This is a genomic window from Vibrio antiquarius, from assembly GCF_000024825.1.
Classification (GTDB): domain Bacteria; phylum Pseudomonadota; class Gammaproteobacteria; order Enterobacterales; family Vibrionaceae; genus Vibrio; species Vibrio diabolicus.
Map to the genome: position 1 here is coordinate 3,099,542 of NC_013456.1, position 16,771 is coordinate 3,116,312.

15 protein-coding genes and 1 other annotated feature are annotated in these 16,771 nt (G+C 44.9%); of the genes, 10 read left to right on the forward strand and 5 right to left on the reverse strand.

Annotated features, from left to right (window positions below; all coding sequences use genetic code 11):
* The first annotated feature begins 63 nt into the window (after positions 1–63).
* The 5 genes from VEA_RS14350 to yjjX all read left to right on the forward strand — a co-directional run bounded on the left by VEA_RS14350 (position 64) and on the right by yjjX (position 5,050).
* Positions 64–792 carry an outer membrane protein assembly factor BamD gene (locus tag VEA_RS14350; RefSeq protein ID WP_006743118.1) on the forward strand — a complete coding sequence of 243 codons (729 nt, stop codon included), beginning with the start codon at positions 64–66 and terminating at the stop codon, positions 790–792.
* A 171-nt stretch (positions 793–963) separates the two neighbouring features.
* Positions 964–2,445 carry an MltF family protein gene (locus tag VEA_RS14355; protein ID WP_041852990.1) on the forward strand — a complete coding sequence of 494 codons (1,482 nt, stop codon included), beginning with the start codon at positions 964–966 and terminating at the stop codon, positions 2,443–2,445.
* A 299-nt stretch (positions 2,446–2,744) separates the two neighbouring features.
* Complete coding sequence (gene hpf / locus VEA_RS14360; protein WP_005397484.1) at positions 2,745–3,071, forward strand: ribosome hibernation-promoting factor, HPF/YfiA family; 327 nt, start codon at positions 2,745–2,747, stop codon at positions 3,069–3,071.
* A gap of 108 nt (positions 3,072–3,179) precedes the next feature.
* Positions 3,180–3,301: a sequence feature (Phe leader region), on the forward strand.
* Between the two features lie 12 nt (positions 3,302–3,313).
* Complete coding sequence (gene pheA / locus VEA_RS14365) at positions 3,314–4,492, forward strand: prephenate dehydratase (protein ID WP_005397485.1); 1,179 nt, start codon at positions 3,314–3,316, stop codon at positions 4,490–4,492.
* 24 nt (positions 4,493–4,516) lie between these two features.
* Positions 4,517–5,050, forward strand: coding sequence for an inosine/xanthosine triphosphatase (gene yjjX / locus VEA_RS14370; RefSeq protein ID WP_012842122.1), 534 nt, complete (start codon positions 4,517–4,519; stop codon positions 5,048–5,050).
* Positions 5,051–5,160: 110 nt separating this feature from the next.
* Here yjjX and trpR read toward each other — a convergent pair whose 3' ends face one another.
* Entirely contained in the window at positions 5,161–5,469 is a 309-nt protein-coding gene (trpR, locus tag VEA_RS14375) for a trp operon repressor (RefSeq protein WP_012842123.1), read from the reverse strand.
* Between the two features lie 13 nt (positions 5,470–5,482).
* The gene (gene sltY, locus VEA_RS14380; protein WP_012842124.1) at positions 5,483–7,420 is read right to left on the reverse strand and encodes a murein transglycosylase; all 1,938 of its coding nucleotides are present in this window, start codon (positions 7,418–7,420) and stop codon (positions 5,483–5,485) included.
* A 373-nt stretch (positions 7,421–7,793) separates the two neighbouring features.
* Between sltY and ettA the strand changes: the two genes are divergently transcribed.
* The 3 genes from ettA (at position 7,794) to VEA_RS14395 (ending at position 11,091) form a co-directional block, all read left to right on the forward strand.
* Positions 7,794–9,461 carry an energy-dependent translational throttle protein EttA gene (gene ettA, locus VEA_RS14385; protein ID WP_005381894.1) on the forward strand — a complete coding sequence of 556 codons (1,668 nt, stop codon included), beginning with the start codon at positions 7,794–7,796 and terminating at the stop codon, positions 9,459–9,461.
* A gap of 231 nt (positions 9,462–9,692) precedes the next feature.
* Positions 9,693–10,061: a PilZ domain-containing protein gene (locus VEA_RS14390; protein ID WP_012842125.1), complete on the forward strand. Its 369-nt coding sequence runs from the start codon at positions 9,693–9,695 to the stop codon at positions 10,059–10,061.
* A gap of 28 nt (positions 10,062–10,089) precedes the next feature.
* Positions 10,090–11,091, forward strand: coding sequence for a peptidoglycan DD-metalloendopeptidase family protein (locus tag VEA_RS14395; RefSeq protein WP_006743114.1), 1,002 nt, complete (start codon positions 10,090–10,092; stop codon positions 11,089–11,091).
* Positions 11,092–11,168: 77 nt separating this feature from the next.
* On the opposite strand, the gene tyrA is transcribed toward VEA_RS14395, so the two are convergent.
* The 3 genes from tyrA to nagZ form a co-directional block, all read right to left on the reverse strand.
* The gene (gene tyrA / locus VEA_RS14400) at positions 11,169–12,296 is read right to left on the reverse strand and encodes a bifunctional chorismate mutase/prephenate dehydrogenase (protein WP_006743113.1); all 1,128 of its coding nucleotides are present in this window, start codon (positions 12,294–12,296) and stop codon (positions 11,169–11,171) included.
* A gap of 21 nt (positions 12,297–12,317) precedes the next feature.
* Entirely contained in the window at positions 12,318–13,394 is a 1,077-nt protein-coding gene (locus VEA_RS14405) for a 3-deoxy-7-phosphoheptulonate synthase (protein ID WP_006743112.1), read from the reverse strand.
* A gap of 207 nt (positions 13,395–13,601) precedes the next feature.
* A complete protein-coding gene (gene nagZ, locus VEA_RS14410) occupies positions 13,602–14,585 on the reverse strand; it encodes a beta-N-acetylhexosaminidase (protein WP_006743111.1) in 984 nt (327 codons plus the stop codon).
* Positions 14,586–14,684: 99 nt separating this feature from the next.
* Here nagZ and VEA_RS14415 point away from each other — a divergent pair, with 99 nt between their 5' ends.
* Together VEA_RS14415 and murQ are read left to right on the forward strand one after the other, a co-directional pair.
* A complete protein-coding gene (locus tag VEA_RS14415; protein ID WP_012842126.1) occupies positions 14,685–15,797 on the forward strand; it encodes an anhydro-N-acetylmuramic acid kinase in 1,113 nt (370 codons plus the stop codon).
* Positions 15,798–15,817: 20 nt separating this feature from the next.
* Positions 15,818–16,747, forward strand: a complete 930-nt coding sequence (gene murQ / locus VEA_RS14420) for an N-acetylmuramic acid 6-phosphate etherase (RefSeq protein ID WP_006743109.1) — start codon at positions 15,818–15,820, stop codon at positions 16,745–16,747.
* Positions 16,748–16,771: the final 24 nt, after the last annotated feature.

The following is a 16,771-nucleotide window of genomic DNA, read 5'->3' on the forward strand; positions in this document are numbered from 1 at the left end:
GTTACTGGAAAGAAAGTAACGGCAGCTTAAGAAATATTTAGATTCAAGGAACAGACTCCTGATATGAAACGTCAGACTTTAACAGGCCTTTTAGCGGTATCCCTTCTGTTTGGATGTGCAAGCAAAGAAGAAATCGTTCCTGATGTGCCGCCTTCGGAACTGTATGCAGACGCACAGATTTCTCTTCAAAGTGGTAATTGGCTTTCTGCAATTGAGAAACTGGAAGCATTAGACTCACGTTACCCATTCGGTGCCTACTCAGAACAGGTGCAGCTTGACCTAATCTATGCGTACTACAAAAACGACGACCTTGCTTTGGGCTTGGCAACCATTTCTCGCTTTATGCGTTTAAACCCAACCCATGAAAAAATGGACTGGGTACTGTACATGCGCGGTCTAAGCCATATGGCGCAAGATCGTAACTTTATGCATGATCTGTTCAGCGTAGATCGAAGCGATCGCGATCCTGAGCCAGTAAAAAAAGCGTTTGATGACTTCAAAAAACTGCTTCAACGCTACCCGAACAGTCCATACGCAGAAGATTCACAAAAACGCATGGTTGCACTGAAAAACCGCCTAGCGAACTATGACTTAGCGACGGCTGACTTCTACCTCCGCCGTGAAGCCTGGGTAGCTGCAATTAATCGCAGTCAAGAGCTACAAAAAGCATTCCCAGACACAGAAGCGGCACGTAAGTCACTGACTATCCAGCTAGAGGCCTACAAGCAACTCGGTTTGGAAGACGCCGTAGCAAGAACTGAAAAGCTTATCGAGCTCAACCCTGTGAAGTAACTGAGCCGCTTCAAACTAAACCGCCACCGTTTTTACCGTGGCGGTTTTTTATTACCCGCAATAGCGTGTTCTGCCCTTGCTTGATGATCTACGGGGCTCTACATATGCTTAAAGTTCCCCTCCCCTTTATAAAAGGATGTGAACGTGACGATACCTAAGCTATGCGCAGTTATGCTGCTCTTATTGTCTGCTTCCGTTTGCGCACTGCAAATATCACCACTCAAGCAACCTCCTTACACTGGGGACCTCGATGTTATTAAAGAGAAGAATGTTTTACGTGTTCTCGTTTCTGCTGATCTAGGCTTCTATTACATTGAGGGCGGCACACCAAAAGGAATAGGTGCAGAACTGCTGGCGCATTTCGAAAAAGACCTTCGTAAGCTCAAACCGAAACTTAACGTACAAATTATTCCTCTAGCCCGTGACCAACTTCTGCCAGCCTTAGAAAATGGCTCCGGTGATCTAGTCGTCGCCAATCTGACCATTACCAACTCACGTAAACAGAAAGTCGATTTTAGTTCACCCATTCTTACTGGTATTGACGAGTGGATAGTCACGAACAAAAACACACCAGCTATGACTAACATTGAGCAACTGAGCGGCAAAGAGGTTTGGGTACGTGCCAGTTCTAGCTACTTTGAGAGTATTCAAGCACTAAATAAGAAGCTAAATAAAAAAGGCTTACCACCCGTTGTCGTACATTTTATTGAAGAAACACTGCAAGACTACGAACTGGTTGGGATGCTCAATAACGGCTACGTCAAAGCCATTGTTCTCGATAGCCATAAAGCCAAACTTTGGCTGAAAGTGATGGATGATATTCGAGCTCACCCAGAAATTCCTATTCGTGAAAATGGTAAAATCGCTTGGGCAATGCGGGAAAACAGCCCAAGTTTGAAAGCCGTCGTGAACAAGTTTATTCAGAAATCTCGTTCTGGGACACTGCTCGGTAACGTCATTTACGGAAAATACATCGATAACACAGGTTGGCTAAACAAAGCCCTTAACCCCAACAAAATTGCTCAACTAGAAAAGCTTGCTACGTTGTTTTCACGCTATGGCGAGAAGTACGATATCGACTATTTACTGATCGCAGCCGTCGCTTATAAAGAGTCCGGCTTTAATAACGACCTCGTTGGAAGTCGAGGTGCAGTCGGCATAATGCAAGTTCTACCCAGCACGGCTCGAGACCCTAATATCAATATCAAAAACGTTCGACAGCTAGAAAACAATATTCATGCTGGCGTGAAGTATTTAGCATTTTTGCGTAAGCAGTACTTCAGTGATCCTGCTATTACGGCGGAAAATAAACTCTACTTTACCTTAGCGGCTTACAATGCTGGCCCCGGGAATGTAGAACGAATTCGTAAACGTGCAGCCCAGCAAGGCTACGATCCTAATGTTTGGTTCAATAACGTGGAAGTCGTTATGCGGAAAAGTTTAAGCTCAACGGTTGGATACGTTACCAGTATTAATCGCTATTACGTTATATACAAACAGCTAGAAAGTTTGGACCAGGTCAAAAGTCTAGAGCGGGTATCACTGGCTCCAAAGGATCCCGTATTCATGATACCGCTACGAAAAGTCAGTCAAACGCCAGACACAAAAAAGCCGCTTGTACAAATAAGCGGCTTTGTAAATAAACTCGTCTGAGAGACTCAGTGACTGTCATCACACTTTACGTATAGTTAAATTTTAACCACCTCTAATATTAGGCCGTAAAACTTCCCTAAAAACGAAGACGTTTTCAGCTGAGTACTCTATCCAATCTACGGATTTACTAACCGATAACAAGCAATTTCACGATAAATCTCAGCAGATCTTGAGTGAGATCACATTCATTTTTCATCATAAAAACCCCGAACAAAATAATGATCTAAATCACATTTTTTTATGCTTAAAGCGGTAATCTGAACTCAACCCATGAGGGATGCAACAGAGGAAAAACACTTATGACAATGAATATCACTGGCAAAAACATCGAAATCACCTCTGCAATCCGAGCTCATATTGAGAGCAAGTTTAAAAAACTGGAGAAATGGCAAGTAGACCTAATTGGTTGCCAAGCAACTTTCAGTGAGGAACCAAACAAACAGAAGAAATTCGAAGCGGTTATTAAAGTTCCTAAAGGCCAGCTCATTGCCTCAGCAACTCACGAAGATCTTTACGCAGCTATCAACGAAGTGGAGCAAAAACTAGAACGACAATTGAACAAGCTGACCCACAAACCTGAAGCTCGACGTGCAAATAAGCCTGAGCTAGTGGAAGAAGAAGAGTAAACTGACCAGATTGAGGAAATAGCGCCGAAAGGCGCTATTTTTTTGCTTGACGCTCTCCCCTGCCTTGCTTATTGTGTTTAAACACTCATAAATTAAGCACTATTTATGCATTTAACCTCACTGTTTATTTTTGACTTCTTTTTCCTCCCATAGTCGGAGGGGCGAACTCGTTTGTGAAAGAAAAGTCAAAAACAAACAGAAAGCCTCCCAAATCGGGAGGCTTTTTTATAAGGAAAGAATTGATGACTGACCAACCTATTTCCCTCGAAGAAATTCGTTTGCGCTTGAATGAGCTAGATGACCAACTTCTTAGCTTATTGTCTGAGCGCCGTAAACTCAGCATTGAAGTAGCCAAAAGCAAAGTACAAACCTCAAAACCCGTTCGTGATGCCGTTCGAGAACAACAACTATTAGTTAAGCTGATTTCTAATGGCCGAGATAAATACGAACTCGACGCGCAGTACATCACTAAACTTTTCCATACCATCATTGAAGACTCTGTGCTTCTTCAGCAAAGTTACCTGCAAAACCTCGTTAACCCGCAACAAAGTCGTAAGCCACTTGCTCGCGTCGCTTTCTTAGGAGCCAAAGGCTCTTACTCGCACTTGGCAAGCCGCGAATACTTCAGCCGTAAAAATACAGAACTTATCGAGCTCAACTGCGAACACTTCAAAGAAGTGACTCAAACAGTAGAATCGGGCCATGCTGATTATGGTGTTCTGCCTATCGAAAACACCAGTTCAGGCTCTATTAATGAAGTGTATGACCTACTACAACACACGACGCTGTACATCGTTGGAGAGCTAACTCAACCAATCGAGCACTGCTTGGTTGCGAAAAAAGACATTCGTCTGGAAAACATTAAAACGCTGTATTCACATCCTCAGCCACACCAACAGTGCAGTGAGTTTTTAAGCCGTATGAAAGGTGTAAAACTGGAGTCTTGCGCCAGCACGGCAGATGCAATGCAAAAAGTCCAAGAGATGGATCGTGATGATGTTGCTGCAATTGGTAATGCATCAAGCGGTAAGCTATACGGCTTGCAAGCAATTCAAGGCAACATCGCAAACCAAACTGAGAACCATACTCGTTTTATCGTGGTTGCTCGCAAACCAGTTGAGGTTTCAACTCAGATTCCAGCAAAAACCACCTTGATTATGTCGACCTCCCAAGAGGCTGGCTCATTGGTTGAAACACTATTAGTGCTGCAACGTTACGGCATCAATATGACCAAGCTAGAATCACGTCCAATTATGGGGAACCCATGGGAAGAGATGTTCTACGTAGACTTGGAATCTCATCTTGCTTCGACAGAAATGCAACAGGCACTAGAAGAGCTAACAAAAATCACTAAACACTTGAAAGTATTAGGGTGTTACCCTAGTGAGAACGTAAAGCCTACCCAAGTAAAATTGAGTTAATAGACACCAGTGAGTAAAAAGATCATGGCAACCCAAAAAGTCGTAATCGCATCGCTAAACCCAGCTAAAATTAATGCCGTTCAAAGTGCATTTAACAGTGCATTTCCGCACCAAGAGTTCAACTTCGTTGGCGTCAGTGTACCTAGTGAGGTCGCAGATCAACCTATGACTGATGAAGAAACTCATCGCGGTGCACTAAACCGCGTTAAAAACGCAAAAGTAGAGATGCCAAACGCGGATTACTATGTCGGACTTGAAGCGGGAATTGAAACAAACGTGACGTTTGCGTGGATGGTGATTGAATCGAATACTCACCGTGGTGAATCTCGCTCTGCGAGCTTAATGCTGCCGCCTAAAGTATTGGACAAACTCGAGCATGCGAATGAGCTGGGAGATGTCATGGATGAGGTGTTTGGTACCGAGAACATCAAACAGAAAGGTGGTGCCATCAGCCTGCTCACCCAAAACCAGCTGACTCGAAGTTCGGTTTACCATCAAGCCTTGATTCTGGCTCTAATTCCATTCACAAACTCTGAGCACTTCCCTTCAAATTTATAACGCTCATCCTATTCGCTAGGTACGAAAAAGGGCGGATATTTCCGCCCTTTTTAACACGTTATCTTAACCACTTGTGATACCAATACCTAAAAGCGAATTGGAATCACTGACTACTTAGATACCGCAACTTGCTCTAACAAAACCTTGAGTTTGTCTTTCTCTTCATCAGATTTAGACTTTAACTCGTTAGAACCACGAGTAATAGTGGCAATACCCACGCCAAGCATCTGGCTGATCTGACGTTGAGATAATTCTCCTTTAAGAAGCTCGTTAATAATATTAACGCGTGATATTAATGATTCTCTCTCATCACGTGACATCAGCATGGTTAACAGCATGTCATCTTGCTCACTGTCCATGCTAGTTCGAATTAGCTCAATAATCTGTTGCCAGTCTTTGTACTCGGGTTCGTGCGACATCAAGTTACCTCACTCAATACTTGGTATTGATCTCATGTTGATTCAAGAACGCGCCATCGATACCCAAAAGATCACGGTAATATGTTTCAAACATCAGGATGTTTTGTACATAACCGCGTGTCTCTCTAAATGGAATTGCCTCAATAAAGGCATAAGCATCCACTTTTCCTTGGGTACGCTCTCGCCACGTTTTTACTCTGTTAGGACCTGCATTATAAGCAGCAAGAGCAAAAATACGATTATTATCGTAATCCTCTAATAAGCCTTGCAAATAATGGCTACCAATTTCGATATTTTTGCCCACATTGTAGAGATCCTGCGTACCTTGATAACTCAACTTATATTTACGTGCTGTATACTTTGCTGTAGCGGGCATGATCTGCATAAGACCACGAGCACCAACTGGAGAACGGGCTTCGACATCCAACGCACTTTCCTGTCGAGCTAGGGACATCATCGTCACGGGATCTATGTTGTGTTTTTTTGCATAAAAGTTAAACCACCAGCGATGCGCAATCGGGAACCTCAGTTCGATATTATCCCACATCTGCGCTTGAATACTCGCGGTCACCGTTAGGTTATGCCAACGCTTAGAAGACGCATAAGCCGCCAGCATCGCCTTTTCATCTTTCCCTACGCGGCGCAATAAATGTGCCCATTCACTTTTCGCTGCTGCAATTTTATCCGTCGCGATCAACTCTTCAATACGAACTAACGAGTCTTGATAGGGTTGAACCACTCGCTTATCAAACTTAACCGTATGCGTAGGGTATTTGATTGATTGTCCAATCGCATTAGCGGCTGCCACACTATAAAAGTTTCGCTGCCCGACCAAAGTCGCTAAACGCTGTTTCCCTGCGATGTCATCACCTAACGCAATTTCACTTCGTCCAAGCCAGTATTGCCAGCGAAGCGACGCTTGCTCTTCTTTATTGAGAACGGCAATCCACTCTTGTACGCCCTTCCAATCCGCGTTCTGAATCGCTAAGCGAATGCGAGTTTCAATGAGCGGTAAGTACTGGCTGGTTTTCGTTTTATCATCACGCCACTTCGCTAGTGACTCAGACTCCGTACGGGTCAATCGAAATGCGATATAGTCAGCCAGGGCTTGCGCCTTTTCTGGAGAAAACTTCTGCCCTTTAATAACGGCATCATATACACTCTGCGCTTGACTGGTATTCATGCGAGCTAGCTTTTCCAACGCATATTCGCTTTGCGCTCGATTAAAATCATTAGCCGTTTTTTTCTTCGCGAACTCCGCAACGCTTGAAGGGTTATCAAACAACTCCTTCATTTCTTTCGCTTGTTGCCTTGCCTGCGAGGATTTAGGCAGTTTAAGTAAGTAACTCATCAAACTGCCATTACGAGCATCAAACGCCAGTAGCATACGCTGGAGGACCAATTCATCAGTACGTTCACCTGCCTTGTCCCATGCTGCGAATAATGGATCGCACTCATCGGCAATACTTCTGCCACGCAACCACATATGCTCAGCCCCTTTAAACGCGGCAACTTTCTTACCTTGCTCTAACTGAGCCACGTAGAAAATACATTGGTAACGCTCGCCACTTGGAATGACTTTTTGAAACTCAGTAATGGTTTTCCAATCTTTTTGCTTATAAAGATGGTTGAGGTATGGAGCGCGCACACGACGAGAAAAAGGAAACGACTCGTGCTCCGAAATAAATTCGTTCACCTGCTGTGGCGACTTTTCCGGTAACTGTCTAATAAACGTTCGGTAGTCCACATAAGGCGTCAGTGGATAGTCAGAAATTTTAGGACGGATCGAAAGGTATCCGTCGATGTCATTTTTATCTAATAAATCTTGAGCTTGCTCATAAACTTCACGCTGCTTTTCCAAGCTCAGCGCAGCATTAGCACTCAAACTCATCGCACACAGCGCGGCGGCGCAGCATACGTTTTTAGCCAATTCAGATACGTTGAATCTCATTTGTGTCATTTTCCCCAGACATATACTGCCCCAAAGCCTCGTTTTGTTAGCGTTCATGTGATGTTAAGGCAATTTTCACACATGCATCTATTTACACAGAATGCAGATGTCCATGTAAAGCAACTTAGTGTATTAAAAATTGTACTCGTGAAACTTTTAAGACGATGGAGACAAGGAGTTCCTAACTTGTGCAGAAAGCACTTCGTCATTTATAACGAATAACAAAAGTGTATACCCTAACCGTGTAAGTTTCCGGTCAGCTCAAAATAAGAAATCCATTCGAAAGGGAAATTCTTGCAATGCGGTAACAAAAACAAAGCACTTGGTATAAAATGATGGGTTTGAATGACAGTTAATTTAGGAACGATCGGCAATGGCTGAATACGTATATACCATGTCGCGGGTGAGCAAGATTGTGCCACCTAAGCGTCAAATTCTTAAAGACATCTCTCTGAGCTTCTTCCCTGGTGCGAAAATCGGTGTTTTAGGTCTGAACGGTGCAGGTAAATCCACACTGCTACGTATCATGGCAGGTATCGACACGGATATCGACGGTGAAGCGCGTCCACAACCTGGTCTAAACGTAGGCTACCTACCCCAGGAGCCAGTATTAGACGAATCAAAAACCGTTCGTGAAGTTGTTGAAGAAGCGGTTGCTGACGTTGCTGACGCACTGAAACGTTTGGATGCGGTCTATGCGGCTTACGCAGAACCAGATGCAGACTTCGACGCACTTGCAAAAGAGCAAGGCGAACTTGAAGCTCTGATTCAAGCGAAAGATGGTCACAACCTAGAAAACGCACTTGAGCGAGCTGCAAACGCACTTCGTTTACCTGAATGGGACCAAAAAATTGCGCACCTATCAGGTGGTGAACGCCGCCGTGTCGCTATTTGTCGCCTGCTACTTTCTAAGCCAGACATGCTGCTGCTTGATGAGCCTACCAACCACCTAGATGCAGAATCTGTCGCTTGGCTAGAGCGCTTCTTAGTGGATTACACAGGTACTGTAGTCGCTATCACCCACGACCGTTACTTCCTAGATAACGCCGCGGGTTGGATCTTAGAGCTTGACCGTGGTGAAGGTATCCCATGGGAAGGTAACTACACTTCATGGTTGGAGCAAAAAGACGCTCGTCTACAACAAGAAGCATCTCAAGAAAGCGCTCGTCAAAAAACCATCGAGAAAGAACTTGAGTGGGTACGTAAAAACCCTAAAGGTCGTCAAGCGAAATCAAAAGCACGTATGGCACGCTTTGAAGAACTGCAAAGCTCTGATCACCAAAAACGTAACGAAACCAATGAACTGTTTATCCCGCCAGGTGAGCGCCTAGGTGATAAAGTTATTGAAGTGAAGAACCTAACGAAGTCATTTGACGGCCGTGTTCTCATTGATGACCTATCATTCAGCATCCCTAAAGGTGCGATTGTTGGTATCATCGGTGCGAACGGCGCAGGTAAATCGACCCTATTCAAGATGTTAAGTGGTACTGAACAACCAGATTCAGGCACAATTGAAATGGGTGATACAGTAAAACTAGCATCGGTCGATCAGTTCCGTGACAGCATGGACGATTCTAAAACCGTATTCCAAGAGATTTCTGAAGGCGCTGATATCATTAAGATCAACAACTTCGAAATCCCAGCTCGCGCATACTGTTCACGCTTTAACTTTAAAGGCAGCGACCAACAAAAAATCATTGGTGAGCTATCAGGTGGTGAGCGTAACCGTGTCCACCTTGCGAAACTGCTTAAAGCGGGCGGTAACGTGTTACTACTCGACGAACCGACCAACGACCTTGACGTTGAAACACTGCGTGCTCTAGAAGAAGCACTACTAGAGTTCCCTGGTTGTGCAATGGTTATCTCGCACGACCGTTGGTTCCTTGACCGTATCGCGACCCACATCATTGACTACCGTGACGAAGGCCAAGTTAACTTCTACGAAGGTAACTACACCGAGTACATGGACTGGTTGAAGAAAACGTTGGGCCCTGAAGCCGCAGAACCACACCGCATCAAATACAAGCGTATTGCGAAGTAATCGCAACCCGCAAAGTTTGATTGTAATTTGTACAAAGGCCGCTATCATAGCGGCCTTTGTTTTCTTTGTTATAAAAAAGAGCTCATTAGCCCGTCTCGTTCGTTAAGAACATGACATTGCACTTACGTCACTCTGTAGCGACCTCGACACTTTTCAAACAGCAATCGAACATTTTTTGTTCGCATTGATATACTATTCAATTCTGTTTGAAAACATAACGAGAAAATGCACATGGCAGAGAGACGACGCTTTTCACGCATTCTCCATCAAGCGCCAGCGAAGGTAGAACAACGTGACTTGGCAATTGAAGCTAGGATTCAAGATCTTTCCTTACATGGTTTACTCATGAAAGTGGAAGAGACTGAGGCTTTGGATCCAGCCCTTCCAGCCCATGTTACTTTTTCATTTGATCAATCCGAACAAGTGATTACGTTAAAAGCGCAAATTGTGGATGTTTCTAAGTGTGAGATTAGGTTAAAGATCATCAAGATAGACATCGAGAGCATTAGCCAACTAAAACGATTTATAGAATTGAATGTAGGCAATAACGACCTTCTGAACCGAGAGTTAGAACATCTCTCTGATTTAGGAGAAAAATAAATGAACGCCTATTTAAGTAACAATAACTATGTCTAAAAAAATCATCATGCAGATCCCGACGAAAGACGGCGATCAGCAGTTCTATTTGGGCCGCAGTTCGGTCCTAGCAGTATTTGCTTCGGTATTGGCATTACCCGCCGTCGTTGGTGGCGCGTGGTATCTCAATCAACAGCAGATACAAAATAAAGACGAACTAACACAAACCATCGCCAAACTAGAAAGTGAAAAGGCCGAAATCACCGCGCTTTATGAAGAACAGCTTGATACCAACCACTCGCTTTCTCAGTCATTGACCGATAAAAACAATCAAATTCAGCTATTAGGAAAACGGGTATTCGACGTCGAATCGGTTCTAGGTCTCGCTGACGAAGAGCTGATGATCGATGAAAACAACATGGCGTTAGAAGAGCGAATTGATGCAGCAGCTATCGATTCCGCAGTTCGAGCAACCATGTTTCGTTTGATTCCAAATGATAGCCCAGTGACATACCAACGTATTTCTTCTTCCTACGGCAGTCGCATTAATCCTATTTCAGGTAAACGACACGTTCATACTGGTATCGATCTTACCTGTAAACGAGGAGAAGAAATCCTCGCACCTGCAGACGGAGTGGTGGAAACCGTTCGCCCGAGTAATCGTGGCTATGGCAACTATGTCACTATTCGTCACTCATTTGGCTTTATGAGCTCCTTTGCTCACTTACAACGCTTTAAAGTGAAAAGCGGCCAATTTGTCAGTAAAGGCGATGTGATTGCTCAATGTGGTAGTTCAGGTAATTCCACTGGCCCGCACCTGCATTACGAGGTGCGCTTTCTCGGGCGAGCACTCAACCCTCAATACTTGATGGAGTGGACACCTGAAAACTTCAATTATGTATTTGAAAAAGAGAAAAAAGTGAAATGGGGCCCTTTAGTTCAATTGATTGATAATGTCGTGCGTCTGCAAGTCAATTTAACCAACTCCCCCTATCGCGACACCAGTATCAATACAGTATCAAGTGAAGATACCAGCAATACCGCGACTAACTGATTTATCTCTCGACACAAAAAAGAGCAGCGTAAGCTGCTCTTTTCGTTTCGGGCTCCACACGGATAGATAACCAGCGATTAACCGCGATGAATATTATCATTCGCCTGTTTGAGTAAGTTTTGGCTCTCATTCATAAATTGTTGTGAATAATCACCAAACCACTCACTCACCTGCTCAAAGCTTTCGACAAATTTGGCTTTATCTTTGCTATCCAAAATCGCAAGTGCTTCGCCGAAGCGTTGGTGGAATCGCTTAATCATGTCGATGTTTTCTTGCGATGAGAGAATAATGTCACCGTAGAGGTTTGGATCCTGACCAAACAGACGCCCTACCATCGCCAACTCCAGGCGGTAGATCGGTGAGCTCAACTTTAACAGTTGCTCAATGTTCGGGTTCTCTTTGCTTAGATGCATGCCGTAAGCAAATGAGGTGAAGTGACGCAGCGCTTGGATTAACGTCATGCCATGATCGTGCTCTTGCGCATCAATCTGGCACAAGCTCGCGCCCCAAATACCAAACTGTTGCAGCAACCATTGGTATTGATCATTTCCACGCCCATCACAGTACACAATCACCTGCTTGGCAAGGCTCGGCACATCTGGGCCAAACATTGGGTGTAAACCAACCACCGGTCCTTGGTGCACATTCAACATTGCTTGCAGTGGCTTAGATTTTATAGAAGTCAGGTCACACAGAATACAGTCTTGTGGCAGATTACCTAGCTTTTCAATCACACCTTCTGTTAGGTGAATTGGCACAGTAACCACCACCAAGCCCGCATCTTTTAGGATGTCATCCGCACGATCCCAGTCTTTGCTACCAAGCACTTTGACTTGATAACCAGATAACTTAAACATACGCCCAAACAGGCCGCCTAACTGGCCATTACCACCAATAATGACCACTGAGCGTAATTCAGGGTTCAAACACTTAAAACCGGAGTCTTTTTCACTGGCATAAGACTCACGCATGGTACGACGCAGAATATCTTCAATAAGCTGTGGAGGAATTCCCATTTTCTCAGCTTCTGCTCGGCGAGAAGCCAGCATCGCCGCTTCACGATCAGGGGCATAAATAGGCAAACCATGTTCGCTTTTTACTTCCCCAACTTTCTCTACGAGCGCCAAACGCTGAGCTAATAGCTCCAACATTTGCTTGTCGACTGCATCAATCTGATCGCGCAATGCGTTAAGTTCAACTGCCATTGATGTTCCTTAAATCCTGTATTAATTAGCCTTTGGACGATTTTCTAAGAAAGGCACTAGCTCTTCATGTGCATGACGTAATAGTGCCTCAGTTGAATCCCAATTGATACATGCGTCAGTGATAGATACACCGTATTTCATTTCTTCGAGAGCTAAGTCAGAAGATTGATTTCCTTCATTGATATGGCTTTCAATCATAAGGCCGATAATGGACTTATTACCTTCACGGATTTGGTGAATAACATCTTCTGCGACTAATGGCTGGCGACGGTAATCTTTACGTGAGTTGGCGTGACTACAATCCACCATTAATGATGCATCAAGGCCAGATTTCGCCATTTCTTGCTCACACTCAGTAACTGACACTGAGTCGTAGTTAGTTTGCTTGCCGCCACGTAAGATCACATGCCCATTAGCATTACCCTGAGTGGTCAATAGCGCTACTTGTCCCTCACGGTTAATTCCCATAAAACGGTGGCTAGAAGACGCAGCTTGCATCGCATTGATTGCGGTTGCCAAACTGCCATCCGTGCCATTTTTAAAACCGATTGGCATAGACAGGCCACTTGCCATTTCACGGTGAGTTTGTGACTCCGTAGTACGTGCGCCGATCGCAGCCCAACTAAAAGTATCCGCCAAGTATTGTGGGCTAATTGGGTCCAGAGCTTCAGTCGCGAGCGGGATTTCCATCTCTGCCAATTCCACTAGCAGTTCGCGTCCAACATGCAGACCATGTTCAATATCGAAGCTGCCATCGAGGTGCGGATCGTTAATCAGCCCTTTCCAGCCGACCGTGGTGCGTGGTTTTTCAAAGTAAACACGCATAACAATATACAGTTGGTCACTTAGTTGTTCAGAGAGCGCTTTAAGACGTTTTGCGTAATCCTTCGCCGCTTCCACGTCGTGGATAGAACATGGACCACATACAACCAGCAGGCGATGATCCTTTTTATGAATAATATTAGCGATAGTTTGGCGAGACTCTTGAATAAAGCGGCGCGCTTTTTCACTCAAAGGAAGCTTGGTTTTTAGCTCCTCTGGGGTAATAAGAACCTGCTCTTCGCTAATATTAATATTGCTCAACTCACTTTTCTGCATAACTCTAACCTGTATATTTATTTTTACACCCAACCAAATCCTTGGTGAGACAACTAAGCTTTAACGACAAGATAACAGGCTAAAAAAGAAAAACAAGCGTACACAATAAAAAACATTTGGTGTAAATTATTATTTACAGTCAAATAAAAAGCCAAAGTATAATTAACTTTGGCTTCTAATCGGTGTTTTGAATCGTTTACAAGAGGTTTAGCTGGTCAAGCGTTTCATCGCTTCACTCGCCGCTTTCCACTCTTGAGATAACTTGAGATCGCTTAGAGAAAAAGACTGTTTTTTCAGTAACGCATCCGCCAGTGGCACTGTTGATACTGGCAAGTTATCCAACACCTCAATGTGTGCTTCACGCTTATTACACATCAATAGCATATCGCAACCGGCTTTCAAGGCTTGAACCCCACGCTCGGCAGGACTACCCATGATTGCAGCGCCTTCCATCGTCAGATCATCGGAGAAAACCAAGCCTTTAAAACCGAGTTGCTGTCGCAAAACTTGTTTCAACCAGTATTCTGAACCACTCGCAGGCTGAGAATCGTAGTTCGGAAAAATCACGTGAGCAGGCATCATGGCATCTAAAATACCGGCATCAATTTGCGCTTTAAAGATAGCCATGTCTTGTTCAAAAATGTCGCTGCGCTCGTCGTATGGCGTTTCTAAGTGTGAGTCAGCAATCACACCACCGTGACCCGGGAAGTGTTTGCCTGTTGTTGCCATTCCAACGCTCTTCATGCCCTGCATGTAAGCGGTGCTAAATCGAAGAATGGTATCGGCATCTTCGCCAAATGCTCGGTTACCGATCGCTTTACATTGATGACCTTTATCGAGCACGGGTGCAAAGCTTAAATCAATGTCGTGTGCTATCAACTCCGCTGCCATTAGCCAACCGCCCATACGTGCTAGCTCTTCGCCATTTTGATGTTTGGCGTATTCTTCGGCTGCAGGGATCAACGAGAAACCTTCACGGAAGCGTTGTACTCGCCCCCCTTCTTGATCCACACCGATCAAAATCGGGCGCTTGGCAGCCTTGCGGATTGATTGAGTAAGTGCTTGAAGCTGTTCACTATCATGATAGTTGCGAGCAAATAGAATTAAGCCACCAACCGTAGGATGTTCCAGAATTTCTTTGTCTTCAGCGGTCAGTTCATAACCCGCGACGTCAACCCATAACGGTCCCATGTTTTCTCCTCAAAATCGGTTGAATATCTCGTATTCGATGAGGTTATTCGCTTCAGATTTGCTTTACAATAAGTGAATGAAGAATTGACGAGATCGGCTATGAAATTTAACGAACTGTACATTGGTGTGATGTCTGGAACGAGTATGGACGGCGTTGATACCGCTCTGGTTGAAATAAGTGATGAGCACGTTCGTCTGGTTGCGCACGACGACTACCCAATGCCCGCAGCACTAAAAGACATGCTGTTATCTGTTTGTACCGGTCAAGCAACAAATTTAAAAGCCATAGGTGAATTGGATCACCAGCTCGGCCACCTATTTTCAGATGCCGTGCTACAGCTGCTCAATAAGTCTGGTTACGTCGCAGAGCAAATTCGTGCGATTGGTAATCACGGTCAAACAGTGTTCCATCAGCCTACCGGAAACTTGCCGTTTACCACTCAATTGGGCGATGCCAACATTATCGCGGTCAAGACAGGCATTGATACGGTAGCGGATTTTCGTCGTAAAGACATGGCGCTAGGTGGACAAGGTGCACCGCTGGTTCCCGCTTTTCATAAAAGTATCTTTGCCATGCAAGATTCCACCACCGTCGTGCTGAACATCGGTGGCATTGCCAACATCTCTGTACTGCATCCCGAGCAACCAGTCATTGGCTATGACACAGGTCCGGGCAACATGTTGATGGACGCGTGGTGTGCGCTGCACACTGGGCAAAGCTTCGACAAAGATGCACAATTTGCACTGAAAGGAACGGTAAACGCTACTTTGTTGACTCAATTACTTAAAGAAGCTTACCTCGCCATGCCAGCACCTAAAAGTACCGGGCGAGAACTGTTCAATATTGACTGGCTGCATCAGCAACTGGCTCATTACAATTTACCAACCGAAGACGTACAGCGTACACTCTGCGAATATTCTGCGATTACCATTGCCAACGAAGTCGACAAGTTTTCTCATGGCATCACGCCTCAACTATTGGTCTGTGGCGGTGGAGCAAGAAACCCACTTTTAATGCAGCGATTGACTAAGTTATTGCCACAATGGCACGTTGCGACAACGGCAGAAAAAGGCGTTGATGGTGACTACATGGAAGCCATGGCATTTGCTTGGCTCGCACAGCGCTATATTCATAGCCTCCCTAGCAATTTACCGGAAGTCACAGGGGCAAGTCGTCTCGCTTCACTTGGCGTACTCTACTCAAAAAATTAATCACGAAGGCTTAAATTACTATGACAAATGACGCGCTTATTGCGGCTCTTTCTCACCTCGTCTCTGAAGGTCGAAATCCTGAAACAATGGATATCGATCTTCTTCCTTCATTCGATATTGTGCAGCGTTTAAACCAACAAGATAAACTCGTCCCAATTGCGGTCGAGAAAGTGCTACCAGAGATCGCTCAAGCCGTTGATAAGATCACGGAAGCATTTAAGGTCGGAGGTCGGTTGTTTTACATCGGTGCAGGCACCAGTGGTCGGCTCGGTGTCTTGGACGCTTCAGAATGCCCGCCGACTTTTGGCACGGATCCAGAGATGGTCGTTGGTATTATTGCGGGTGGAAAAGAGGCAATGTTCCGCGCGAAAGAAGGGGCAGAGGACGATCCTGAACTAGGCGAGCAAGATCTCAAAGAGAATACGCTAACACAACGCGATGTCGTCGTTGGTATTGCGGCAAGTGGACGGACACCGTACGTGATTGGGGGCTTAGAGTATGCGAACGAACTTGGTGCCACCACTGTAGCACTATCTTGTAACCCTGACTCTCCGATTGCAGATATTGCCGATATTGCGATCAGCCCCGTTGTTGGACCTGAAGCGTTAACGGGATCCACTCGCTTAAAATCAGGGACGGCGCAAAAGCTCGTACTGAACATGCTCACTACTGCAAGCATGATTCGCCTAGGCAAAAGTTATCAGAACTTAATGGTAGATGTGAAAGCGACGAATGCAAAGCTAGTTGCAAGAGCGGCTCGTATTGTTATGCAAGCAACAGATTGTACTAACCAAGAGGCTAAAACTGCGCTCAAAGAAACGGACTACGACGCCAAGTTAGCGATTTTGATGATTTTAACCGGGCTGGATAAAGAAAGCGCGACTGAGCAACTGAAAGCCAAACAAGGATATTTAAGAAAAGTCGTGATCGATCAAGCGAATCAACCTTAATCAATAAAGCGCCTCACTTATTTA

Excerpts from the sequence above, each read along its gene's own strand:
- VEA_RS14350 (WP_006743118.1), top strand. The coding sequence starts at position 64 with ATGAAACGTCAGACTTTAACAGGCCTTTTAGCGGTATCCCTTCTGTTT.
- VEA_RS14355 (WP_041852990.1), top strand. The coding sequence starts at position 964 with ATGCTGCTCTTATTGTCTGCTTCCGTTTGCGCACTGCAAATATCACCA.
- hpf (WP_005397484.1), top strand. The coding sequence starts at position 2,745 with ATGACAATGAATATCACTGGCAAAAACATCGAAATCACCTCTGCAATC.
- pheA (WP_005397485.1), top strand. The coding sequence starts at position 3,314 with ATGACTGACCAACCTATTTCCCTCGAAGAAATTCGTTTGCGCTTGAAT.
- yjjX (WP_012842122.1), top strand. The coding sequence starts at position 4,517 with ATGGCAACCCAAAAAGTCGTAATCGCATCGCTAAACCCAGCTAAAATT.
- trpR (WP_012842123.1), bottom strand. The coding sequence starts at position 5,469 with ATGTCGCACGAACCCGAGTACAAAGACTGGCAACAGATTATTGAGCTA.
- sltY (WP_012842124.1), bottom strand. The coding sequence starts at position 7,420 with ATGAGATTCAACGTATCTGAATTGGCTAAAAACGTATGCTGCGCCGCC.
- ettA (WP_005381894.1), top strand. The coding sequence starts at position 7,794 with ATGGCTGAATACGTATATACCATGTCGCGGGTGAGCAAGATTGTGCCA.
- VEA_RS14390 (WP_012842125.1), top strand. The coding sequence starts at position 9,693 with ATGGCAGAGAGACGACGCTTTTCACGCATTCTCCATCAAGCGCCAGCG.
- VEA_RS14395 (WP_006743114.1), top strand. The coding sequence starts at position 10,090 with ATGTCTAAAAAAATCATCATGCAGATCCCGACGAAAGACGGCGATCAG.
- tyrA (WP_006743113.1), bottom strand. The coding sequence starts at position 12,296 with ATGGCAGTTGAACTTAACGCATTGCGCGATCAGATTGATGCAGTCGAC.
- VEA_RS14405 (WP_006743112.1), bottom strand. The coding sequence starts at position 13,394 with ATGCAGAAAAGTGAGTTGAGCAATATTAATATTAGCGAAGAGCAGGTT.
- nagZ (WP_006743111.1), bottom strand. The coding sequence starts at position 14,585 with ATGGGACCGTTATGGGTTGACGTCGCGGGTTATGAACTGACCGCTGAA.
- VEA_RS14415 (WP_012842126.1), top strand. The coding sequence starts at position 14,685 with ATGAAATTTAACGAACTGTACATTGGTGTGATGTCTGGAACGAGTATG.
- murQ (WP_006743109.1), top strand. The coding sequence starts at position 15,818 with ATGACAAATGACGCGCTTATTGCGGCTCTTTCTCACCTCGTCTCTGAA.